The 23,934-nt window shown below is 34.7% G+C and carries 24 protein-coding genes; 14 read left to right on the top strand and 10 right to left on the bottom strand.

The features are described 5' to 3' along the window. The first annotated feature begins 640 nt into the window (after nucleotides 1–640). Complete coding sequence (gene drt2 / locus DS737_RS12540; RefSeq protein ID WP_113997682.1) at nucleotides 641–2,041, top strand: antiviral reverse transcriptase Drt2; 1,401 nt, start codon at nucleotides 641–643, stop codon at nucleotides 2,039–2,041. 15 nt (nucleotides 2,042–2,056) lie between these two features. On the opposite strand, the gene DS737_RS12535 is transcribed toward drt2, so the two are convergent. After that, entirely contained in the window at nucleotides 2,057–2,404 is a 348-nt protein-coding gene (locus DS737_RS12535; RefSeq protein ID WP_113997681.1) for an antitoxin Xre-like helix-turn-helix domain-containing protein, read from the bottom strand. A gap of 238 nt (nucleotides 2,405–2,642) precedes the next feature. Here DS737_RS12535 and DS737_RS12530 point away from each other — a divergent pair, with 238 nt between their 5' ends. Then, nucleotides 2,643–2,900 (top strand): helix-turn-helix domain-containing protein, encoded by a 258-nt coding sequence (locus DS737_RS12530; RefSeq protein WP_113997680.1) that lies wholly within the window; start codon nucleotides 2,643–2,645, stop codon nucleotides 2,898–2,900. A gap of 54 nt (nucleotides 2,901–2,954) precedes the next feature. Here DS737_RS12530 and DS737_RS12525 read toward each other — a convergent pair whose 3' ends face one another. Then, on the bottom strand, nucleotides 2,955–3,167 hold the full coding sequence (locus tag DS737_RS12525; RefSeq protein WP_113997997.1) for a helix-turn-helix domain-containing protein: 213 nt from the start codon (nucleotides 3,165–3,167) through the stop codon (nucleotides 2,955–2,957). A gap of 157 nt (nucleotides 3,168–3,324) precedes the next feature. Here DS737_RS12525 and DS737_RS12520 point away from each other — a divergent pair, with 157 nt between their 5' ends. The 6 genes from DS737_RS12520 (at nucleotide 3,325) to DS737_RS12495 (ending at nucleotide 8,995) form a co-directional block, all read left to right on the top strand. Further along, nucleotides 3,325–3,981 carry a hypothetical protein gene (locus DS737_RS12520; RefSeq protein WP_228206828.1) on the top strand — a complete coding sequence of 219 codons (657 nt, stop codon included), beginning with the start codon at nucleotides 3,325–3,327 and terminating at the stop codon, nucleotides 3,979–3,981. Nucleotides 3,982–4,368: 387 nt separating this feature from the next. Beyond that, a complete protein-coding gene (locus DS737_RS12515) occupies nucleotides 4,369–5,496 on the top strand; it encodes a hypothetical protein (RefSeq protein ID WP_113997678.1) in 1,128 nt (375 codons plus the stop codon). After that, on the top strand, nucleotides 5,493–5,945 hold the full coding sequence (locus DS737_RS12510; RefSeq protein WP_113997677.1) for a three component ABC system middle component: 453 nt from the start codon (nucleotides 5,493–5,495) through the stop codon (nucleotides 5,943–5,945). Before DS737_RS12515 ends, DS737_RS12510 begins: the two co-directional genes overlap by 4 nt. Beyond that, on the top strand, nucleotides 5,942–7,486 hold the full coding sequence (locus DS737_RS12505; protein WP_113997676.1) for a DUF3732 domain-containing protein: 1,545 nt from the start codon (nucleotides 5,942–5,944) through the stop codon (nucleotides 7,484–7,486). Before DS737_RS12510 ends, DS737_RS12505 begins: the two co-directional genes overlap by 4 nt. A gap of 22 nt (nucleotides 7,487–7,508) precedes the next feature. Next, on the top strand, nucleotides 7,509–8,438 hold the full coding sequence (locus tag DS737_RS12500; protein ID WP_005274609.1) for an IS5-like element ISAba10 family transposase: 930 nt from the start codon (nucleotides 7,509–7,511) through the stop codon (nucleotides 8,436–8,438). A 107-nt stretch (nucleotides 8,439–8,545) separates the two neighbouring features. Then, nucleotides 8,546–8,995: a DUF3732 domain-containing protein gene (locus DS737_RS12495; RefSeq protein ID WP_265735949.1), complete on the top strand. Its 450-nt coding sequence runs from the start codon at nucleotides 8,546–8,548 to the stop codon at nucleotides 8,993–8,995. A 29-nt stretch (nucleotides 8,996–9,024) separates the two neighbouring features. On the opposite strand, the gene DS737_RS12490 is transcribed toward DS737_RS12495, so the two are convergent. The 5 genes from DS737_RS12490 to DS737_RS12470 all read right to left on the bottom strand — a co-directional run bounded on the left by DS737_RS12490 (nucleotide 9,025) and on the right by DS737_RS12470 (nucleotide 14,879). Next, nucleotides 9,025–10,974, bottom strand: coding sequence for a TniQ family protein (locus DS737_RS12490; protein WP_113997674.1), 1,950 nt, complete (start codon nucleotides 10,972–10,974; stop codon nucleotides 9,025–9,027). Nucleotides 10,975–10,986: 12 nt separating this feature from the next. After that, nucleotides 10,987–11,937 (bottom strand): TniB family NTP-binding protein, encoded by a 951-nt coding sequence (locus DS737_RS12485; protein ID WP_113997673.1) that lies wholly within the window; start codon nucleotides 11,935–11,937, stop codon nucleotides 10,987–10,989. Further along, nucleotides 11,927–13,801: a DDE-type integrase/transposase/recombinase gene (locus DS737_RS12480; protein WP_113997672.1), complete on the bottom strand. Its 1,875-nt coding sequence runs from the start codon at nucleotides 13,799–13,801 to the stop codon at nucleotides 11,927–11,929. The genes DS737_RS12485 and DS737_RS12480 overlap by 11 nt, the downstream gene beginning before the upstream one ends. After that, nucleotides 13,794–14,507, bottom strand: coding sequence for a hypothetical protein (locus DS737_RS12475; RefSeq protein ID WP_113997671.1), 714 nt, complete (start codon nucleotides 14,505–14,507; stop codon nucleotides 13,794–13,796). The genes DS737_RS12480 and DS737_RS12475 overlap by 8 nt, the downstream gene beginning before the upstream one ends. Nucleotides 14,508–14,687: 180 nt before the next feature. Further along, on the bottom strand, nucleotides 14,688–14,879 hold the full coding sequence (locus DS737_RS12470) for a DNA-binding protein (RefSeq protein WP_113997670.1): 192 nt from the start codon (nucleotides 14,877–14,879) through the stop codon (nucleotides 14,688–14,690). 387 nt (nucleotides 14,880–15,266) lie between these two features. Between DS737_RS12470 and DS737_RS12465 the strand changes: the two genes are divergently transcribed. The 6 genes from DS737_RS12465 to arsH all read left to right on the top strand — a co-directional run bounded on the left by DS737_RS12465 (nucleotide 15,267) and on the right by arsH (nucleotide 18,772). After that, on the top strand, nucleotides 15,267–15,629 hold the full coding sequence (locus DS737_RS12465; RefSeq protein ID WP_113997669.1) for a DUF2513 domain-containing protein: 363 nt from the start codon (nucleotides 15,267–15,269) through the stop codon (nucleotides 15,627–15,629). An 87-nt stretch (nucleotides 15,630–15,716) separates the two neighbouring features. Further along, entirely contained in the window at nucleotides 15,717–16,151 is a 435-nt protein-coding gene (arsC, locus tag DS737_RS12460) for an arsenate reductase (glutaredoxin) (RefSeq protein WP_113997668.1), read from the top strand. A 59-nt stretch (nucleotides 16,152–16,210) separates the two neighbouring features. Next, nucleotides 16,211–16,531 carry a metalloregulator ArsR/SmtB family transcription factor gene (locus DS737_RS12455; protein WP_113997667.1) on the top strand — a complete coding sequence of 107 codons (321 nt, stop codon included), beginning with the start codon at nucleotides 16,211–16,213 and terminating at the stop codon, nucleotides 16,529–16,531. 6 nt (nucleotides 16,532–16,537) lie between these two features. Then, nucleotides 16,538–17,011 (top strand): arsenate reductase ArsC, encoded by a 474-nt coding sequence (locus DS737_RS12450; protein WP_113997666.1) that lies wholly within the window; start codon nucleotides 16,538–16,540, stop codon nucleotides 17,009–17,011. Nucleotides 17,012–17,018: 7 nt separating this feature from the next. Beyond that, nucleotides 17,019–18,062 (top strand): ACR3 family arsenite efflux transporter, encoded by a 1,044-nt coding sequence (arsB, locus tag DS737_RS12445; RefSeq protein WP_113997665.1) that lies wholly within the window; start codon nucleotides 17,019–17,021, stop codon nucleotides 18,060–18,062. Between the two features lie 5 nt (nucleotides 18,063–18,067). After that, on the top strand, nucleotides 18,068–18,772 hold the full coding sequence (arsH, locus tag DS737_RS12440) for an arsenical resistance protein ArsH (RefSeq protein ID WP_113997664.1): 705 nt from the start codon (nucleotides 18,068–18,070) through the stop codon (nucleotides 18,770–18,772). Nucleotides 18,773–18,992: 220 nt separating this feature from the next. On the opposite strand, the gene DS737_RS12435 is transcribed toward arsH, so the two are convergent. From DS737_RS12435 to DS737_RS12425, 3 genes are all read right to left on the bottom strand, one after another. Beyond that, entirely contained in the window at nucleotides 18,993–20,276 is a 1,284-nt protein-coding gene (locus DS737_RS12435; protein ID WP_004638040.1) for a ribonucleotide-diphosphate reductase subunit beta, read from the bottom strand. A gap of 139 nt (nucleotides 20,277–20,415) precedes the next feature. Beyond that, nucleotides 20,416–20,544 carry a hypothetical protein gene (locus DS737_RS12430; protein ID WP_005081321.1) on the bottom strand — a complete coding sequence of 43 codons (129 nt, stop codon included), beginning with the start codon at nucleotides 20,542–20,544 and terminating at the stop codon, nucleotides 20,416–20,418. Between the two features lie 74 nt (nucleotides 20,545–20,618). Then, a complete protein-coding gene (locus DS737_RS12425; protein WP_113997663.1) occupies nucleotides 20,619–23,453 on the bottom strand; it encodes a ribonucleoside-diphosphate reductase subunit alpha in 2,835 nt (944 codons plus the stop codon). Nucleotides 23,454–23,934 lie beyond the last annotated feature (481 nt).

Here is a 23,934-nt window from a genome sequence, read left to right as displayed (position 1 = left end):
TTTCTCTGGCTATATATATAAATCAATAGGTTATGCTTTTGTGCGACAATTGAAAACTGCATAAAACGACAGTTGAAATTTCCTTTTTCCTTTAAAACGACAATTGAAATTTCCTTTTTTAAGCTCTTACAATTAAGAAATATATATTATTTATCTCAGGTTGAAGTTCTTTTCATTATTAGCTTTTAGAGTCATAGAGAATTAAAGCCTTGTAATGGGATGAGGATTTTCAATTTTTGGGCGCAAAAAATTAAAACTAACTATTGAATTCATTCATATTTTTTAATAAATTATTAGTGCCTTTGGGGTAGGTTTCCTAGCAATAGGTTTCTTAGGTCGCAAAGGGGGGCGGTTTGAACTGTCAAGCAGTTTGTTAAGCAGTATTGTAGTAAGGAACCTAGCGAGTAAGGCACTCCATGGTTTCAGCACTAACAATATCATTATCAAGTGGTTTGTGATCATACTCTCTCCAGTAGTATTATAGCATGTTAAGTTTAATGCGTTGGTCAAAGCGGTTTTTTGACTAAATCTAGTGCTGGGTTTAAGAAGTTTTTAAACCAAAGTTTGAAGACTCCGCAGGGCGTAAGTAACGTGAGACGCGCCACAAGCCCTTGCGGATCTGCTAAATGGAATTATTTTGTTGAATTTCGATCAATATAAAGAAGAAATATACGATAAAAAGCATCGGTTAAAAGGTTCTACTGCCAGTAGAGGAAAATCGAGAATACATTTCGATACTCCTTTAGATATTCACTCTGCCTATTCATTAGTTTCAGATCCAGATAAAGTATCCAAACACTGGTTTTTGCCATTTATTGGTTTTGATCAAAGTATTAGAAAAATTAGAAAACATAACGGGCTGACTCGTAGGATATCTAAAATTCGTCCATTGAGGTATGCAGCAAATAGAGATGGTTATATTTATGCTTACTACTCATATCTTCTTGATAAAAAATATGAAAGTTTGATTAAGGATATATCCTTAAATAGTTCAGTATTGGCATATCGTTCATTAGAAAAATCAAATATTGATTTCGCTAAAGAAGTTTTTGATTGGATTTCTCAAACTCAAGGATGTAATGTTCTAACAATTGATTTATCAAGTTTTTTCGACACGCTGGATCATGACATATTAAAAAAACAGTGGCAAAGAGTTAATAATGTAGAGCGTCTATCTGAAGATCACTACATGGTTTTTAAGTCTTTAACGAATTATTCATTTATGAATATAGAAGATGCATTACTTGCTTTGGGATGGCCAGATAAATCTAATAGAAAACGTTTAGGTGAAAAAATTCCTAATCCATTGAGGAAAAAAACAAGTGGATATCATGGGGCTCTAAATGATTTTAGAAATATTCGAAAATATAAGTTCCCTGAGCCAGACGGGTCATTTAGATACTTAATCCAGTTTCCTGAAAGGATAGATGGCAAGCGCTATGGTATTCCTCAAGGATCTCCAATGTCGGCCATACTTTCTAATATTTATATGTTTGATTTTGATCAATATTGCTGTGATTTGATAGAAAAAAAAGGTGGAATATATCGACGTTATTGTGATGATATTATTGTCTTATTTCCCCAAGAATTCGCAATTGATGATATCTACAACGCTTTAGAGGAAGCTTTATATGAGTATGGCGGTTCACAACTCAAAATAAACCCAACTAAAGTTGAGAAAATTCAATTCATCAATAATTCTGGAAACTTAATTGCTATTGATGCGGTATCTAAAGCTTACAGGCCATTGCAATATTTGGGTTTTATTTACGATGGTAAAAAAGTTCTAATTCGTTCATCTAGCTTATCTAACTATTATAGAAGATTAGTTTCGAAGGTGAGGTCTTCGAAAAATAAGGCAAATCAAAATGGAACGAGACCTTATCGTAGAAAGATTTATCGTATGTATAGTCATTTAGCTAAAAAACAGCGCAATTTTATAACTTATGCATATAGAGCTTCAGCAAAAATAGGTGATGAATCAATTAAGAGACAAGTATCAAATCATTGGCAGCGAATTCATGATGAATTAGACAAATAATAGACAATTTTAAGGCTATTTTTTCGACATGATGTTTATACATATTGAAACTATTTTTAAGCCATGAGGTGTATCAAGTTGTTGTAATGGAACACCTTTTGTCATGCTATTTGGGGTATTCATGAAATGATGAATTATTTGGGGGTCACCACCCGCTAAGTTATTCAAATTTTTAACCATTTGGATCAGTAATAGCGCCTGCTTTCCTTGTTTTGATTTTGGGTCTAATAGCTGTTTATTCTTTAAACTAATTAATGCTGAATAATTTATATCTAGAATAGCTGCTAACTTTGCTTCATCAATGCCAAGTTGTGTTGCTGCATTGAACACAGCTTTACCTAAAATTGCTTTTTTCTCTAGCATAGTTTTTTCCAAAAAAACCTCTATAAGTTAGTCTATGCTCTTGTATTGTGATTGAGAGTATAACCATTAAAAATTTTAAACTTTTTAGAAGTATTTTTTCTATCTAGAAATGTTCATTCCTATTCATTGTGCCACTGAATATAGGATTAATAGATATTATATAAGTTAGCTATATAGCTAACTTTAGCAAATTTTTATATGATGTTAGCTATATGGCTAATATTTATGGTGGGAAACGATGGCAAATAGAGTTGAAATCGGAAAAAAAGTAAAAGAAGCAAGAAAATCCAAAGGCTACACTCAGAAAAAACTATCCGAATTGACAAGGATCAATAAGACTACAATTTCTGAAATTGAGAATGGTCGTTTCACAGGAGCTTTTGATATCTTTGAACGTATTCTAGATGAGGTTGAATTACAGTTTGGAATTGAACAAAAGAAACACGTTCTCCCTGATTGGGATGAAATAGAAGAGTTGTTCACAGAGAAAGACTAATAAGTATCACCATAAACTAATTGAAAATTATAAATAAATTCAATATTTACTATATTAAAAATCTGGTAGAAACTCTTTAGCATTAGTCTCTAAAACATTAGATATTTCATATAGTTTTAGAATAGTAATATTGACTTCACCTCTTTCAATACGACCTAAGTAACTCCTATCAATATTGCAAAGTAGGGCAAGTTTTTCCTGACTGATACTTTTTTCTTTACGTTTTTTTCGAATTGAATTTCCAATTTTTTCTGATAAGTCCTGCATAAATTCTATTCCCACAAAGAATAGAACTATTATTTTTTGCGGATTAATAGTCCACGGATTATAATCCTCATTTTGACATGTAAGAGGGTTACAAATGAAAAAGATGGCATTAACGATAAGTTGCATTTTGGTAGTTACTTTAGCTGGTTGCCAGCAGATGCAACAAGCTACAAACTCAACGATAACGTCTATTTCAAAAGGTGTTCAAGCATATGATGGATGGATCGGTAAGGGGAATGTGAAAGCTTGGGAACAAATGCATGACGAAAATATTAGAAATAAGTTTTTAGTACTTTCATCTGAAAGCGAAAATAATTCCATTACTTTAAATAAAGTATTATTGAATGATAAGTATAAATTAGAGAAAAGAACGTTTGATGCGATTTTCTTAGAGAAATATATAACTCATCAAGCTAATTTTTCCGAAGCTAATCGCCGAATTGATAATGGTATGTATATTTCTGAGAAGGATCTTGCTGCTAAATTATTTATCGAACAAGCACTTGCTAGAGGTAATGAGGTTCGAATGTATAAGAAAAGTGTGAATGCTGCGATTAACAATAACTTAAGACAAGCAATTACTAACTTTAATGGAGCATCTAATCGATATGATGCTGATCCTGCATTTGTTGAGTTTGATAAAAATGGTAGTCCAGTCTCGATCATGACACGTTCTTGGCAGACAATATCTGCGATAGGAGTCGATAGTCGTATATACACTAATATATATTTTGGAAAAGATATGATGCGTTGGTTCGAGAATAATTATTCTAATCGCTATCTAGAGAATAACTTCATCAGAACCTATCGTTGACTTATATCCTTATAAATTTTCTAAAGAATAGAAAAGATATAACCCTTTTCTATTCTCTTCTATAGTCCGAATAAAGTTGAACATACTGTCGTGCTGGATATAGTATATAACCATTCTGGCTTAAGATATTTTTTGAAAATCTGATGTATGAATTTTTAAGAGTATAGAAGGAATGGACATGAAGGTTTATATTTATTAAATTAATTCTAAATGATATAGAAGTTTTATAATTAGATTTTTAAGTTGTTACTTCATATCTGACGCTTTAAGATGTAAAGTTGAACATAACTTATGTTTTTAAAAATATGAAAACTAGACGTATTGGGACGATAGAAATTATTCTTAGCTAATATCAATTGTGTATTCATGAAAAAAATAGGGTAACGCATGAATAAAGGCCTTACAAAAAATGCAGCATTGACCACAGCTTTAGCATTTCATTATCAATTTTTAATTGGAATCAATAAATGTTTTTCTTTAGAAAGTGATCAGTCTATTTTTTTTGAAAGAGATGGAGATGTAAGTGTGTCGGGTGAAAAACCCGAAAATTCCGTCCAAATTGAGGTAAAAAACTATGCAGATACTCTTGGTGATCATCATGAAAATTTTTGGAAAACTTTAAAAAACTGGTTAGACCCAAAATTTGAACATGAAAAATATGGAGCTTTAGTTCTTCATACAACACAGCCATTTGGTGTTACAACCCGATTTAAGGATTGGAATACCTTAGATGCTCAACAGCGTTTTAATGTACTTCAAGATATATACAGTGAACGTACTAAAGATGAGTTAGAGGCAAAAGAACCTAAAGCAGTAGTTACATTCCAAAAAAAAGTGATGGAGACGGACTCTAATAAGCTAATTCAAGTCATCGCGAAAGTTAACCTTTATATAGAGGCGGATGATCATGAAGCAATAAAGAGAACTATCTTAGAACGTCCTATAGGTATTCCAAAGAATAATCAAGAACGTTATTTAGATGGTCTAATCGGCTTTGTTTATAATTTGGCGGGTAAAACATCTTGGGAAGTGAAAAAAAAGGATTTTGATGCAAAATGTGAAGAACTTACCGCAACTTACTGTAAAAAGGATTTTACATTTCCCCCATTTGTTGGATATGAAGCTACCGATACTGAACTAGAAATTCATCAAAAAAAATTATTCGTTCAGAAGATACATGATATTGATCATCACTCTTGTATTGATGAAGCGATTAGTAATTATATTGAATTACAGAACTCTTTAACTGAGGAGTTACATGAATTCCCATTATATGCTGCTAAAACAAAAGATTATCAAAAAAGAATTATTAAAATTTTAAAAACAAATTACTCAACTGCACAGTTAGAAGCTGTTGATTATTTAAAATCTTCTAAGCTTTTTTATAATAAAACAATAGTAGAAAATTCACTACCTATTGATGGTCACTTACCTCCAAGAGAATATAAAAATGGTCTTATTCATGATGCTATGGATGATGAGAAACAAGTTTTGAAATGGAAAGTTGAACCATGAGTAGTATTATTGATGATATCTACACCATTCATTATAATCCCTTTAAGTATGGTGATTATATTGCTAGCTTTTATAATAGTTTAGAGCCTATAGAAAATAATCTCTTACTTTCGCAATTAGTTATACCGTTATGTAGTCACCCTATATTCTCTCAAAGATTAAAAAATATTAAAAAAAATAGTACTCTTTGGACTATTTTTAGAAAAAGAGAGGAATTTTTTGATCTACAAGAACGAATTGATGAATTCAAAAATCTTACCGAGCAATCGATATATTATTGTTTAGCCAATGAATGGTTGGATTTTAATAGTGAAAATTTGATGCTTATTCTAAATGCTAATAATAATCAACCATTTGTTGTTCATAAGAATGCAACTCTTTTAGCTCGTTTATTGAGCGATTATTCAGTTGTCGAAATTTATGATTTTTTAGGGGTTCAGCCACGATGAAAACTTTTATTCATGAACTAGGGGTTTTGGACAAATTAGGTCGGAAGCATGTTGTTAGATTCAAACAAGGTCTAAATGTTGTAACAGGGAAGTCTTCAACAGGTAAAAGCGCTCTGATTGAAATTTTTGATTATTGCTTCGGAAGTAGTGAATATACTGTACCGAAAGGTGTAATTACTGAAAGTGCCGATACATATTATGTTTATTTACAAATTGAAGAGCAGAATATTGTTATTGCTCGACGACCAGAAATGAACAATAAAGCTTTCCTAAGAAAAGTAGATGGTTACGAACCAGAAGTTATTAAAAAAAGTTATTTTGATGACTCTTATTTTAGACCGATTGAAGATTTTAAGAAGAGCCTCCGTAGTTATTTCATAATAATTAATGATGTTGATGAATCATTATTTGGGAGAGAAAGACGTTCTAATCGTAAATCACCTACACCTACAATACGTAGCTTTACCTCATTTATGCTTCAACATCAGAATTTGATTGCAAATAAGCATGCTCTATTTTATCGATTTGATGAGAAAGAAAAACGTGATCAGATTATTGATCACATCAAAATGTTTCTAGGATTTGTTGATCAAGATTTCTTCATCTTTTCTCAAGAGCGTGAACAATTATTATCTCAATTAAATGGCTTGAAGCGTGAACAAGATGTGAAGAAAAGGGTAGTTGAAAAGCATAAAGAACACATCGCTCCGATGCTAGATTATTTATACTCATTGATGGGAAGCCGTGAGGAACTGATCCCAATTAACCAAGTTTTATGGAATCCTCAACAAGCAATAAATACTTTAGAGCATCTAATTGTACCTGAACGTATTGTTCACAGTTCTAATGCATCTACCGAGTATTATATTGATCTCAAAAAACATTTGAATGCGAAGACAGCCGAATTAAGAGCACTACAAAGGCAGGCCGCCTCAATAAATCATCATATAAGAGAAGAAGATAGATTTATTGAGAATAGTCAGAAATTTACTGCACCTAATAAAGTTCATATCGCTACAATTACATGCCCTTTTTGTCAAACAGAGCAACATCAATTAAGCGATAGTGCTAAGAAACTACAGAATGCTATTACCAAAATTTCTCATAATGTAACTTCACTACGACCAATGAGAGCTAAATTTCAAACTTCATTGGCAGACGTTAATCGCAAGATTGAAGAAATGTCCGAGAAGGTGAATTATTTAAGTAGTCAGGTTAAAAAAATTGAAATTACAGAAAAGCAAATTGAAAAAGAAAAAAGCTTATATGAAAATATTTTAAAAACTAAAGCCAATTTAATTGTAATGTTGGAAACTCTGAATTCTACAAACGAAAGTGAGCTCGACGAACAAGCTAAAGACTTACGTAAAAGGCTTAATGAAGTTGAGGGAAAGTTAGAGAAATACAATGTAAAAAATGATTTAGAGGCTGCATCAGCTAAAGTAAATCAATATATGAAAGAAATTGGTGAATATTTCGAGTTTGAGGATAGTTATAGACCAATTAACTTGCACTTTTCGTTGGCTTTGTTGCATAAATAAATTTCATCCCCATACATGTTAGATGAATACAGAATCAAAAAGCCGATACAAAACAACGAACTGGTCTGAGTACAATCAGGCTTTACGTCAACGGGGTGCTTTCACCATTTGGTTTGATCCCCAAATGCAATGGTCTGCAACACCTACTGGAAAAAAAGGACGTCAACCTACCTACACTGATATAGCAATTCAATTTGCCCTCACGATACGAAACCTGTTCCAACTGGCTTTACGCCAAACACAAGGTTTCATTCAAAGCCTTTTTCAAATGGCTCACCTCGACTGGAATGTTCCAGACTTCTCAACATTGAGTCGGCGAGCAGATAAGCTCCAGCCACTTCTACATAAATCAGCAAAAAATCCACAGGAAGACTTGCATATTTTAGTTGATAGCACAGGGATCAAAGTTACAGGTGATGGGGAATGGGTGCGTAAAAAACATGGCGTAAACCAACATCGTCAATGGCTGAAATTACATCTTGCGACAGATGCAAACAGTGGAGAAATACAAGCGGTTGAAGTCACGACCTGCCAATATGGTGATGCTGAAATCCTCCAACCTCTTTTAGATCAAATTGATGAACCCATTGCATCTGTCACGGCTGATGGTGCTTATGACACAGTGAATTGTTATGATGCGATTTTAAAACGGCAAGCAAATGTAATTATCCCTCCTCGTTCCAATGCTGCTTTATGGGCAGAAAATGAAATTGGTAAAGCAAGGAATCATGCAGTACAAGGCTGTTGGGACAAGGGTCAAAAGCAGTGGAAACGAGATATTGGTTATCATCGACGATCCCGAATAGAGGCTAAAATGTTTGCCTTGAAACGACTTGGACAAGGTGTATCTAGTCGATGCTTTAATCGTCAGGTGGTTGACTTGCAAATAAGAGTCGATATTTTGAATAAATTTACTCAACTTGGTACAGCTAAAACGGTGGCTGTTGCATAAATATCTGAAGATTAGAACAACTCTATCTTTCGTCTATTTGTGCAACAAAGCCCTTTTCGTTTGAGACTTTTGATCTTTACCATGAAACTGATAATGAAAAGATTTATTTGAGATCAATGGGGAGTGGGGCGAATTGGCTTTACAGCCATGTGACACTGTTTTTAGCATTACATAAATATTTCGCAGAGTTAGGCCATGGGTGTGCTATTCCAACTATCCTATTTTTAGATCAGCCAACACAAGTATATTTCCCAAACTTTAAACGCGATAATTCAGAATCATTCGATCAACAAAAAGCTCTAGATAAGCAAAATCGTTCTGCGAGTGAACGTGAGATAGATGAAGATATCAAAGCAGTAGAGAATCTGTTTAGTAGATTATCAATTTACTGTCAAGAAATTGAGGAAAAAGAAGGTTTCTCACCACAGATTATTGTTTCTGATCATGCGGATGATCTTACTCTGTCAAATGGAGTGTCATTTGATAGTTTAGTAAATGGGAATAGATGGAGAAAGAGGGGCTTAATACATCCCGTCCCTCCATATGCACTACTCTAAATTAAAGATTCAGATGATCTGGTAAAGATTTAAGTCTTTGCCAGATCATCTAGATAATTAGTTTTAGAATACTCATCTTTAAGAGCAAAGATATCTTCTTTTTTAAAAAGCCTAATTTTAGGATCTTTACCAAGATAAACTGGGGTAATGATTTTTTGAGATACTAAATTTGTGACATGCGAGCTTTGCATACCAAGAAATTTACTTGCTTCGGTACCTGTAAAATAGTTTTGCTTAATTTTTAGAATCTCTTCTACTTGTTGTTTTGACACGAGTCGCCATAAGCAAAGATCAATTACTTCAATGAAACCAGTTATAACCCAATATTTGAAAAACCAGTTTTTAGAGACTTGTAAAACTTCCCTAGCCTCATCAATAGTTAAATGATCATTGCTATTTGTAAGTCTAAAAATATCATTTACTTTGCATCGATTAAAGAAGCACTTATGTTCTTTATAGTCCCAATTTTCGATTAATTTAAATTTCACTAATTTGTTAAACTGCATTTTATTGATTTTAAGTCTATCGCAAATATATTGAATTTCAAGTTGTATTTGGAATTTCATAAAATTTTTATTCACTATTCTTCTTTCATAACTAGTGATATGTAAAATTTTCTCTTTAGTAATGCTTTCTAAATCTTTTCTTAAATAAATATTTATAGGGATCTTGTTTATTTCTGGGCCATATACAGGAAGAATGCTAAGAAACTTTAACCGCTTATAAATAATAGCTGGATTGATACCTAGTGACTCTGCAAAGCAACTTGCTAAAATATATTTCTTATCAAATTTCAAGAAATCCTTAAATTTTATAACTTTAATTGTTTTAGAACCAAGTTTTAGTGATTCAACTTGAAAGATATTTGAATGATAAAATAGTTTATTCGCCAGATCATAGTTGATAGCTAAAAGCTTAGATAATTGCTTTATATCACAATATTTATCATGTTCAATTTCAATGGGGGTTATCTTTTTTTTCTTTCCTGTGAGTATATCTTCAATAACCTTTGATGATATTTTTGATGAGGAACTCAAGTCTGGTAGATAGTTTCTATGTAAAGTAGATGCAGATATATTTAAAGCAATACAAGCAAAGCGTTTAGAGAAAAAATATTCAGCAGTGTTTTTAGCACAATCAATATTCTGCAACCCTAAAAGGATATTGCAGAGACTTTCGGATTTTTTCTTTTCAAATGCAATAAAATAAATTAAAAGGAGGCGAGGGTGGATAATATTAGTATTGTCTTGAGCTATCTTTAAAATTGAATTCTGGTATTCAATTTTATTATTAAAATAATAATAAGCTATAACAATATCAGAAAGGTAAATTTGAATATTTGGATATAAAATTCTGGTTGAGTTGATTAGGTTGAATAATTTATTGATTTTATTTAAATTAATTAATGAATTCGCTTCTAAGCAACTTATAAACCATTGATTAGCTTTTAATTCGGTAGAGTTAATTAATTCATGGTCTTTCTGTTCTCTAAAATCATATTCACAGTGATAACACAAATGTATAGCACGTCTATTAGCTGTCATGAGTGTGCCGCAGTTCGGACACTCTGATATGAGTTTTGTTTTATGCCATATGCATATTGTTATGTGTTTAAATAACCAAATTTTTCTAAGATAATGTTTCTCAGCTATACAGACAGGGCAGAGCTTTGTTGCATCTGCGCTAAGAAAGTTTTCTGGAAACAGTTGATTAGTAAGTTCTTTTAAATGTCTTTTTGTTGGGCCAACACTCAACGGAGCAAGTTTTTCATATTCGTAATCTAATTCCAGATGGTTAAGCAGAACTCGGAACTTTTCTCGATTTGCAAAGAAAGCATTTAAACTTTTAGTATGTACTTTTAAGTTATAAGCATAGATAAAGCTTGTAGAACTTCTATAACCATTTTTTTCTGTTGCGCGTAAAATTAAGCTTGCAGCCGACTCTTCTTCGATTGCTTTCGGGATAAAAATTAAAGACATTTCAAATTTTTCTCAGTGATTCATAAATTCATTTAGTTCTTTGATTGGCATTTCGAAAGGGTTTCGCTCACATAGCCGCACATAAGCAGTGATGTTTGTTTCCCACGCCATTGAAAAATTTTGGATTTTTAATGTGTTATTGCCTTCTTCAAGAGCAAATTTTATTGCTTCTTTGACTAAACTCATCACATAATCATGATAACCAGCAGTGGCTATATATATTCTTAAAACCATTGCATCTTCTGATAGTTTTAAAGAATTAAGCTCGAGCTTTTTATGAATGAATCCATCAACTTCTGCTAAAAAAGGTTTCATATGAACTTTTTTTGAATTAATTTTTATTGATAACGGATTAATGAAATATTTATTTTTGAATCTACGACTTTGTTGACTATCTCTTTCAAAGATTTCGACATAATCAGGTAATGAGACAAGACAAATACATATCTTATTTTCGTCACTTAGAGTCTTGATCCAGTTTGCGATATTTTCATTTGACTTACTAAATTTCATTTTTGAACTTTGAGTCGAATATATATGATGAAATTCATCAAAAATTATTAATTCAGTACAACTCTCACTTAATTTTGTTTTTAGTCGAAAAGCTCGGTCACTCCGTGTACCGCTGCTTGGATTGATGTCATTGAGCTTATGCAGCATTAATGTTGTAAGGGAATCGATCGTACTTCCCGATGGGATTTGTATATAAAATGCAGGATTCTTACGTATAGAATAATCACTATATTCGACTAAACTAGATGAAAAATTCTGTAGAACTTTTTTGCAAATCGTAGTTTTACCCAAACCACCTTCGGCGATTAGCATACAGCTCGTTGCTTTGTACGGTGAAGCAATTGTCCTTTGCCAACAATCGAGGATTCCCGTCACAGCATTCCTATATTGATTATGCTGAATTATACAATTATCGAGTTTTGCTAACTTTTCATATACATCAGACTTCATGATCAACCTCCAATTCTTCATATCCGAATCTTTCAAAATCCCCAAAACTTATAACTTCATTATTTTTTAATGAACTATCTTTAATACTTATTTTTTCTTCATGATTTAACTGAATATTTGATTCTTTTATGAGTTTAGCTAGATTTCTTTTCTTTTTACTTGATTTGTTTAGTTCTATATCGCTTTGAATAAGTTGTCTTAATTTAATTCGTGCATATATATTATTCTTTTCTGGATATTCATCTAAGTCATTAAGTTTTAATTTATTTTTTATTTCACGTACAGCCTTATGTTCACTAAGAGATAAAAATTCAGTATATTCTTTTTGAGTTGATTCTGCTTTTATGCAAATATCATTATTTATAAGTACATATACATAGCTTAAATCGGATTCATCTACTAGAATTTTAGCCTGTTTAACACCCTTTAATTCATGAGTTTTTAGGGCATGTGAATAATAATGGATGTATTCGAATAGAACTCTTCCATTATTAATATCTCTTAAATGAAGAGTGCGGCATAATATATCTGCTTCATCTTGCGTTATACCTTTTGGTGTATATTTTTTTACTTCTTGGTTCCATAATGCTTGAGGAACTCTATTAATGCCTCTATGGAGTTCTTTATGATATATATTGATCCAATTTGGAATATAATTCTTTAGCTGCTCTAATGTTACACTTGCATATTTTTTTGATTTATATTCTTCTCTTTCCTTTGAATTAGATAAAGTTGTTCCTGAAATTTTTTTTATCAAACTGTTTGTCATGTTTTTAAAGAAATTTTCAACATATGGTTTATTGTTACCAGTTTTAAATTGTGCAGGTAGAATAGTAATGTTGAGTGATGAACATAATCTCAAAAAAGAATTATTAATATTTTCTGAGCCGTTATCGGGGATTATGGCGGCAGGAATTCCACCCATCTCATGCTTTGCTGGGCGTGTAATCATATCTTTAAGTGTTTGAAGAGAGCTAAAAGCTGACGGTTGAAAATATGAAATATAGAAGCCAACAATTACTCTTGAGAACCTATCTATTGCGAGTGTTATCCATGCCCGACCAATAGCCTCGAAAGACTCATTATCTAAAATAATTATGTCGAGTTCATGAGAGTCAATCTCTACTATGTGTAATAAGCCATCGCTTATTTGACTCATTGCTGAGGCACGAACATATAGTTGTGCATATCGATTGCCATTCTTTTTTAATTTTTGTAAAAATGGATCGCTAAATTTTTTCATATATCTTTGAATTGATCGAATTGAATAATGATCATCTTCATGATGAATTATATTTTTTTCATCAAGTTGCTCATAGATATAGCTTTCTAAATCTTTGGCAGTATTAATTAATGCAGCATTATTTTCATTTTTTAATACATGATATAAAGCTTCAATAATATAAATTGGTTTTCGTTTTGCTGAGTTACCTTTTCTATTGTCAATTAAACATTTTATATCATATGAATCTGATCTATATACTTTAATCCATTTTGATAAAGTTCGAGTTGAAGGCGGGCTAGGATCATTAATCTTTTTTGAAATTACTTTTATTGTTCTTTCTAAGTTTTCCTTCGCTTGACATCTATTTCCTTTTTTTAAAGATTCATGAATATATGAAAGCCTTCTTTTTATTGTATGAATATCTTTTGGGTTTTTAAGAATAGAGTTGTTTTCATAAATTATTTTAATGTCTCCTTTGTGATAAAGAGAATTGATTTTATCTATCGACCAATAGCTGTTTACACCCCCATGTGCTGTTGTAACTCGAAATTTATCTATTAAAAGAAAAGTAACTTCATATTCTCTATTTTTATAAATAAAACGCATGCCAATTGTTGGAGATATAAATAAACTATCCATTAGATTTCTCCAAGATATTTATTTCTCTAACATTATTTTTGCCGATATGGTTGTAAAAAAGGAGATAGTTTAGATCTTCATATGAGTAATCATAATTTTCAAAATAAGAATACAGATGGTCTAACGGCATACGGTTAGGAAAAGGGATTTCTTTTGCTACCTCAATTCTTTCTTTTGATAGTTGATGCATTCTTATTGATTGATACATTGCTAGCAATCTTTGTCGTTGTCGCTGTGTCGGAATATTTCTGTGATCAAAGAGCTTATATTCAATATCCAATCGGTTAAGATATTTTTTAATTTGATTAAATTTTTCTATTTGTTCATCTGATAGAGAATCAAGGCACTCTTTGACTTCATGTAGTTCATATTGCTTAAGATTATTCAAGATTAAAAAGTCTGGGAAAGCATAAGTATTATTTCCCAGCTCAATTTTTGTGGCTTGTGCACGGTATGCGATAATCGAGTTAAGTCTTTCCAGCTCTATTGCATGCCCAAGCTCGAGTTGGCTTTCAAGTGATAACGCTCCATTATTTTTTATACTCGTGAAGTATGCTGTTCGTTTGCCAAAGCTGCCGTGATATACGTTTCGAACAGCAAAAAATTGATTTGAGAGCGATCGAGAAGGCAGAAATGCCTGTCTAATTTGTTCAAATAGATTTTTTTCAATCTTGATATTTCTACGAACATTCGGTTTAAAACCCATTTTGTATCTCCTTAATTCATCTTTTTGATAGATGTGTTAAATACGCTCAATAAATTTAAGCGAAGACTTGACTATTTAGCCGCATCTAGAGATACTAAAAATCCTACTTAGCAGTATCTATTTAGATGCCAGCTAGGCAAAACGGACTTTTATAGTCCGTTTTGTTTTTTATAAATATAATTATTCATTAACTTCACCTTCTTTTAAACCTAGTTTTACTGCGATTTCATGACTTTTACCACGTCGCGGAATGCGGTTTGAAAGTAGAACTTGATATACTGTATGTGCAGAAAAATTATTTTCTCTTGCCCATTCCGCGATAGTTTTGCCTCGTGCATCAAAATCTTCTCGAACTTGCTTTGCTGTTTTCATCTCTTACAGTTCTGTAAATTTATAGAGATAATATTAAATTAGTTTAATATTGCATCAAAGTCAATTAAGTTGTTGAAATTATTAATATTAAATTAATGTTTTAATTTTGATATCTAATGTTTTTTTAATGTTTTATTTTGGTTTTTAATTTCTAATAGTTTTCATAATCAAATTTTTTGTGAAATTTTTATTTTAAATTCTTGATTTTATATAAAATTAGTAGAGATAACCTAGGAGTTGGAATTAATTTGGAATTTAATTTTATCCAATTTATGTTTTTAACACCTCTATGGAATAAGTTAATACTGATTTTAATTTTAAATAAGACAATATTTTTTATGAATTTAATGGTAATTTTGAGTAAGAAACTATAGTGAGCTAAATACAATGAAAAGAGATTGGGATGTAATTCGTAGTCTGCTTATAGAGATAGAAGCGTTAACTTATTCAGATAGCTTTGATATAGATACTCATGCAATTGATAATCCGCAAGAACAAATAAAATTAGAAATGGCGGATTTGTTACTCGCTAAAGGTTTCTTTACTGGAGAACGGGTATCATATCTTGATGGTGGATTGGGTCTATATAGCTTAAAGCTTACTTGGGATGGACATGAATTATTAGATACGCTTAGGGATCAGAATGTTTGGAATCGTATTCAAGAGATTTCTAAAGAAAAAGGTGTAGATATAACTTTTGAGTCTATTAAGATCATGCTTGGTTTGGCTTTGACCAGTTTGTTAACTTAGAGCGTTTTGGGATGGTTTATATGGATTTGCATATATATGATAATTCATATATAAAGGTCTTATAAAATCTTAAAAGAGCTTAATTCGATGACAACCTCATCAACTGTGAAGATTTATCACAACCCAGCTTGTGGAACATCTAGGAATACTTTGGCTTTGATCCGTAATACAGGTATCGAGCCAATTGTGATTGAATATCTCATTACACCACCTAGTCATGACGAATTAGTTAAATTGATTCAGGACGCAAAATTAACAGTAAGAGAGGCCATTCGCCAGAATGTAGATCCTTATCGGGATTTAGACCTTGACCGTAGTGATTTGAGTGATGAGCAGTTACTTGGTTTTATGCTTGATCATCCAATATTGATTAATCGACCATTTGTTGTTACTGAATTAGGCACTCGCTTAAGCCGTCCTTCTGAAGTTGTCTTAGATATTCTACCATTACCTCAGAAGGGTGCCTTTACGAAAGAGGATGGTGAAAAAGTGATTGATGAAAATGGTCAACGAGTGAATTAAAAATTTTACTTTTTGCATATGATTATCCGTATATCCAAATAAGTGAATAGGAATTAAGAATGGACCAAGTTAATTTTTTTAAATGCTTATCAGATGAAACTCGACTCAATATCGTGACTTTAGTCGCTGAGAATAAAGAATTATGTGTTTGTGATTTGACTGAAAAGTTGCAACTGAGTCAGCCAAAGATTTCTAGGCATTTAGCGTTATTGCGTTCCTCTGGTCTCTTACAGGACAGAAGACAAAGCCAATGGGTGTATTACAGCATTAATCCGCAGTTACCAACGTGGTGTCATGACGTTCTGAATCTTTTGGTAAGCAGTCAAACCATAGCGAATAAAGCTTCCCAAAATATCCAAATAAATAGTTATTGTGAGTAACAGAGTATGAAATTTCTTTTTTTGTGTACTGGAAATAGTTGCCGTAGCATCCTGTCAGAAGTTCTTTTTAACAGCCGCGCGCCTGAAGGGTGGATAGCTTACAGTGCTGGTAGTAAGCCATCAGGGCAAGTACATCCATTGACCATAGAAACTTTAGAGAATCTTGGTCTTTCAACAGATGGTTTGTGGAGCAAAACCATTGATGACTGTGAACAATATCAACCTGACGTGGTGATTACTGTTTGCGATTCAGCAGCTCAGGAAGCGTGTCCACTATATTTGGGTGGAGCGATCAAGGCCCATTGGGGCTTGGCTGATCCTTCACATTTAGATTTGCCGAAAGAAGAAAAATTAAAAGCATTCCAAGTTACGGTTGATCATATCAACCGCCGCTTAGACGCTTTATTGGTACTAGATACAACTCATATGTCTCGCCCAGATTTGATTGCAGCAATCAATCAAATCTCAAATATAGAATGAGAACATCATGGCTCAGCAAAGATTGTCATTTCTAGATCGTAACCTCACGCTATGGATTTTCATTGCGATGGGGTTGGGGATAGCGATTGGAGTTTTTCTTCCCCAAGCATCAATTGCATTGGATAAAATGAGTGTTGATTCCGTCAATATTCCAATTGCGATTGGTTTGATTCTAATGATGTATCCACCATTAGCCAAAGTGGATTATGCAGCTCTACCACAAGTGTTTAAAGACAAAAAAACCTTAACTTTGTCTTTGGTACAGAACTGGGTAATTGCACCAGTATTGATGTTTGCATTAGCCATTATCTTTTTGCATAGCTATCCAGAATATATGACAGGCTTAATCCTAATAGGTTTGGCTCGCTGTATTGCAATGGTCTTAGTGTGGAATGGTTTAGCCTGTGGTGATAACCAATATGTAGCTGCATTGGTGGCTTTTAATAGTATCTTCCAAATTCTATTTTTTAGTACCTATGCTTGGTTATTCTTGACTTTCTTGCCGCCTTATTTTGGTGTTGCAGGGCAAGTGATTAATGTCGATTTCTGGACGATTACTCATGCGGTATTAGTATATTTGGGTATTCCGTTTTTCCTTGGCTTTATAACACGATTCACTTTAGTGAAAGCTAAAGGTCTAGATTGGTATCAAAATGTCTTCTTACCTAAGATCAGTCCACTGAGTTTGTTGGCTTTATTATTCACGATTGTGGCGATGTTTAGCCTCAAAGGGAACGATGTGGTGAGCTTACCACTAGATGTCTTGCGTATTGCCATTCCATTGACGATTTACTTTATCGTGATGTTCTTCATTAGCTTCTTTATGAGCAAATGGATGGGGAATGACTATCCTAAAACAACAGCAATTTCGTTTACTGCTGCTGGTAATAATTTTGAACTGGCATTAGCGGTTGCAATTGCAACCTTTGGTTTAGCTTCACCTGTGGCGTTTACCACAGTGATTGGTCCATTGGTTGAAGTGCCTGTGTTGATTGCTTTAGTCAGTGTGTCTTTGTGGCTTAGAAAAAAGTTTTTTAAAGAAGAGGTGTAATTTTTATGACTCTCCCAAATGTAGATATGAATCTTCTCGATCAACCTACTTTAGATAAAGTACAGGCAAAGGAGTTGGATCATCCACCTCGTATTTTGCTGCTGTATGGTTCTAATCGTGAGCGTTCATACAGCCGATTGGCAGTAATGGAAGCAGGACGTATCTTGGAGCAGTTTGGTGCAGAAGTAAAAATCTTTCATCCTAAAGGTTTGCCCTTGCCTGAAGATGCGGACACTGAGCATCCAAAGGTGAAAGAGTTACATGATTTACTCGCTTGGGCTGAAGGAATGGTGTGGTGCTCACCTGAACGTCATGGCTCAATGAGTTCGATTTTTAAATCACAAATTGATTGGATACCATTAGCAGGTGGTGCAATTCGTGCGACGCAAGGCAAGACTTTAGCATTGATGCAGGTTAGTGGCGGTTCGCAGTCCTTTAACAGTTTAAACCAGATGCGTATTTTAGGCCGTTGGATGCGTATGATCACTATTCCTAACCAATCATCTATTCCAAAAGCTTTTTTAGAGTTTGAAGAAGATGGAAGAATGAAACCGTCATCCTTCTATGATCGAATAGTTGATGTAATGGAAGAACTATATAAGTTCACCTTGCTCACTCGCGGGCAAAGTCAGTACCTCACAGATCGTTATTCAGAGCGAAAAGAGTCGGCAGAAGAATTATCTAAGCGTGTAAATCAACGGAGTCTATAGCTCGAAAATAAGGTTGTGTATACAGATATACTTACTTTTCTATTTTAAAGAATCTGCTTATCAATCGAGTAATGATAATACTTCTCTTAACTATGAGAAATTCATTCAAGTTTGAAATAAATAAAAGCCATCCACTATGGGATGGCTTTTTATCCAAGGCAATTTCAATTGTCGCTAAGGAAATTTCAATTGTCGTTTTTCGTATAAATATTAATTTAGCTTACCAGCTCAACGCACCACCAGTTTGGTAGTCAGTTACGCGCGTCTCGAAGAAATTCTTCTCTTTACGCAAGTCCATCATTTCTGACATCCACTGGAATGGATTGGTCACACCAGCAAACTGCTCAGGCAAACCAAGTTGTGCTAAACGACGGTTACAGATGAACTTCAAATATTCTTCCATCATGCTCGCATTCATACCCAATACACCACGTGGCATCGTGTCACGCGCATATTCGATCTCAAGCATCGTACCTTCAAGAATCATTTGAATCACTTCTTGTTGGAAAGTCGCTGTCCACAAGTGCGGGTTCTCGATCTTGATCTGGTTGATCATGTCGATACCAAAGTTCAAGTGCATTGATTCATCACGTAAGATGTATTGGAATTGCTCAGCAACACCATTCATCTTGTTACGACGACCCATACTCAAGATTTGTGTAAAACCACAGTAGAAGAAGATGCCTTCAAGTACACAATAGAACGCGATCAAGTTACGAAGTAAAATCTGATCGTTTTCAGGCGTGCCTGTATGGAAAGTAGGGTCACTCAAAGACTGTGTATATTTCAAGCCCCAAGCTGCTTTACGCGCAACAGATGGAACTTCACGATACATGTTAAAGACTTCACCTTCATCCATGCCCAATGATTCAATACAGTATTGATATGCATGGGTATGAATTGCTTCTTCAAATGCTTGACGCAAAATGTATTGGCGGCATTCAGGGTTCGTGATATGACGGTAGATCGCCAATACTAAGTTGTTTGCAACCAATGAATCTGCGGTCGAGAAGAAACCTAAAGAACGCATGATGATGGTACGCTCATCTTCAGTTAAGCCATTTTCAGACTTCCAAAGCGCGATATCGTGGTTCATGTTGACTTCTTGCGGCATCCAGTGGTTTGCACACCCGTCAAGATACTTCTGCCAAGCCCACTCATATTTAAATGGAACAAGTTGGTTTAAGTCCGCACGACAGTTGATCATCGCTTTATCATCAACTTGTACGCGTTGTGCACCCATTTCCAACTCTTCTAAACCAGGCGCAACATCCAAATGTTCTAAGGCTTCAGATGCTCGAGCCAACGAATCGGTTGGATTTGTTGATCTGCTGGTATTGGTTCCAGCGGGTTGTGGAGCTGCCACGCGCGGCGATGATGGCTCTGTAGGAGGTACCATCTGCGTATTAACCGTTTTTTGCGAGTCGAGGGACGCAGACTTGTGTTCAGGTGTAGTCGGTTTTTGCGTATCATCTTCAAAATCGTCCCAACTTAGGATAGACATTTTCGTTCTCTCTTCGTTGTATATAGCTGTTATCGATATCTCTCAACAAAGATATCTGTAATATACGTTTATATTGTGTAAGCAAAATTAAGTTTTACTGATTGAGCTTCAATTTCTTGATGATCGAAATTCACAACCCTTAAGACTTATTTTGCTTACGCTGTTGTTTACGAATGGCTAAAAATGCATAGACCATTGGTATATAAAAGAAAATAAAGGCAAAGATCAGAACAGCTAATCCCAACATATAGTTATGAGTCATATTCATCCCACTCTTTGCCTCAATATATTTTAATCTTTGAACCCTTCTTATTATAAAGAAGGGTTCATTATTAGATTAAATTACTGACAAGCCTCACAGTCTGGATTGTCAATTGAACATGCCATTGGTACTGGAGCTGCAGTAGTAAAACCATCCTCTTCAACTTGAGCTTCTGGTTTCTTGTCTTCAACTGCTTGTGCTGCAACCACAGGAGCTTCAACTGATGCAGGTTTTACTGCATTGAGCGCGCCTGTATTGATGGTTGACTTCTCAGCAGAAGTTGCACCTAATGCTCGGAGGTAATAAGTGGTTTTAAGACCACGTAACCATGCCATCTTATAAGTGATATCAAGCTTCTTACCATTTGCACCAGCGATGTAAAGGTTAAGTGACTGTGCTTGATCAATCCATTTTTGACGACGTGATGCAGCATCGACGATCCAGCGTGTATCAACTTCAAATGCTGTCGCGAAGATCGCTTTTAATTCTTCAGGAATACGTGCAATCTTCTGAACTGAACCTTCAAAGTGTTTCAGGTCGTTTACCATCACTGTATCCCATAGACCACGTTCTTTTAATGCACGCACAAGGTATGGGTTAATCACAGTGAATTCACCAGAAAGGTTAGATTTCACATACAAGTTTTGGAATGTCGGCTCAATCGACTGAGACACACCGCAAATGTTTGAAATGGTTGCAGTTGGAGCAATCGCCATCACATTTGAGTTACGCATACCGTCTTTTTGAACTTTGGCACGTAAAGTGTCCCAGTCTAAACGTTGTGTACGGTCAACTTCGAACATACGTTCTGGACGTGATTTTGCAACGATTTCTAAAGAGTCGATTGGCAGAATCCCTTGATCCCACAATGAACCTTCAAATGTTGAGTAAGCACCACGCTCAAGCGCAAGATCGCTTGATGTTTGAATCGCATAGTAGCTGATTACTTCCATTGATTCGTCAGCAAAATCAACCGCTGCATCAGAACCGTAAGCAATACCCATTTCATAGAGTGCGTCTTGGAAGCCCATGATGCCCATACCGACAGGGCGGTGCTTCAAGTTTGAGTTTTTCGCTTGTGGTACAGCGTAATAGTTAATGTCGATCACGTTGTCGAGCATACGAACTGCTGTTTTAATCGTACGTGCTAACTTTTCACGATCTAACACACCACCTTGAACGTGTTGTACAAGGTTGATTGAACCTAAGTTACATACCGCAATTTCATCTTGGTTAGTATTTAACGTGATTTCTGTACATAAGTTCGATGAGTGCACCACGCCCACATGTTGTTGTGGTGAACGTAAGTTACATACGTCTTTGAATGTGATCCACGGGTGACCTGTTTCAAACAACATCGAAAGCATCTTGCGCCATAAGTCTTTGGCACGCACTTTCTTGTGGAGCATGTTTTGTTCTTTTGCGACCGCTTCGTAGTGCGCATAACGCTCAGCAAATTCAGCGCCTGTTAAGTCATGCAAGTCTGGTGTTTCAGAAGGCGTGAATAGTGTCCATTCAGCATCTTCAAATACACGCTGCATGAATAAATCAGGAACCCAGTTTGCTGTGTTCATGTCGTGGGTACGACGACGGTCATCACCTGTGTTCTTACGTAGCTCTAGGAATTCTTCAACGTCCAAGTGCCAAGTTTCTAAGTACGCACAAACCGCACCTTTACGTTTACCACCTTGGTTAACAGCAACTGCGGTATCATTCGCTACTTTAAGGAATGGTACAACACCTTGAGACTTACCGTTGGTGCCTTTGATATAAGAGTTCAAAGCACGTACTGGTGTCCAGTCATTACCTAAACCACCCGCCCATTTAGAAAGCATTGCGTTGTCACGCATCGCACCATAAATGTCATACAGGTCATCACCAATTGTTGTTAAATAACAGCTTGATAATTGTGGACGTAATGTACCTGAGTTAAATAGGGTAGGCGTAGATGCCATGTAATCGAAGCTAGATAATAAGTTATAGAACTCGATTGCGCGCTCTTCTTTATTTTCTTCGTTGAGTGCAAGACCCATCGACACACGCATAAAGAAAAGTTGTGGCAATTCAAAACGTACGCCATTTGAGTGAATGAAGTAACGATCGAATAAAGTTTGAAGACCTAAATAGGTAAATTGGTTTGAGCGTTCTGGTTGGATTGCTGCTGCCAATTTTGCAAGATCAAAATTCAGAAGGTCAGGAGATAGAAGGTCGAGTTCGATCCCTTTTTTCAAGAAGGTTTCTAATGCGTCGCCTTCTAAAGTGTCTGTTGGTAGACCCAAGAACTCTAATCCAGTGCTAACCAGTTCATTACATAATAAACGTGCAGTCACATAAGTATAGTTTGGTTCTTGCTCAATACGGGTACGCGTTGCCATCATCATGGTGGTTGCAACATCGCTTTCTTTTACGCCGTTATATAAGTTTTTAACGGTTTCATCCACGATCGCTTGAACATCAATCCCTTCTAAACCTGCACTTGCGGTTTCAATTGTCGCAGTAAGTGCATCGAGATCCAAAGGTTGGAGCTGTCCTTTGGCATCCGTGATTTGTAGGGTCGGGTGATGATTTGCACCAGTTTGCTGACGAGCAGTTGCACGTTGTTCACGATAAATCACATAGGCACGAGCAACTTTTTGTTCGCCAGTGCGCATCAAAGCCAATTCAACTTGGTCTTGGATTTCTTCGATATGAATTGTGCCGCCCGAAGGTAAACGACGGTTAAATGTGTTCATTACCATTTCGGTCAATTGCGTAATACGGTCATGGATGCGACTAGAGTCTGCACCTTGTTGACCTTCAACTGCCAGAAATGCTTTCCCTATCGCAACAGAAATTTTCTCGGCATTAAATGTCGCAATCTCTCCGGTGCGTTTAATGACCTGAAGTTGGCCAGGAGTAGAAGTGATGATGCTCATGTCAGCATAGCTCCATTATCATCTATTTTTATGTTCATAGACCGTTTGAATCGAGCAAAAAGTATGCCACGATATTTGAGGGATAAACACAATACTTAGTGGTTAAAGTTTGTTTTAAACACAAGATACGGGATTTTTACCAGCAGATCAATCCTTGACATTTTACTAAATTTTTTTTCATGTCTTAACTGCTGATTTCACAGGGACATAGCATAACAAAGCGATTTAAAAACACGTATAGATAACTCTGTGGATAACTCAAAAAACAAACACTTAAATTTTGTTTGATGAAGGAAGAAACAAATTGTTTAACATTGGCACAAAAAATATACTTAATTTTCATTTTGCTGAAAAAACCCAGATAAAACTGAAAAAGGTATTAAAATTCATAATTTTAATAAAAAGATAACAAAACTGGCTAGGCGTGTATCAGTTTGGTGAAGGCCACTTGTTTACAATGTAAACGTGTGTATATTGCAAA

The sequence above is a fragment of the Acinetobacter haemolyticus genome, from assembly GCF_003323815.1.
GTDB lineage: Bacteria > Pseudomonadota > Gammaproteobacteria > Pseudomonadales > Moraxellaceae > Acinetobacter > Acinetobacter haemolyticus.
Note: the sequence above shows the minus strand (reverse complement) of the source record. Positions and strands in the feature narration are given on the sequence as shown.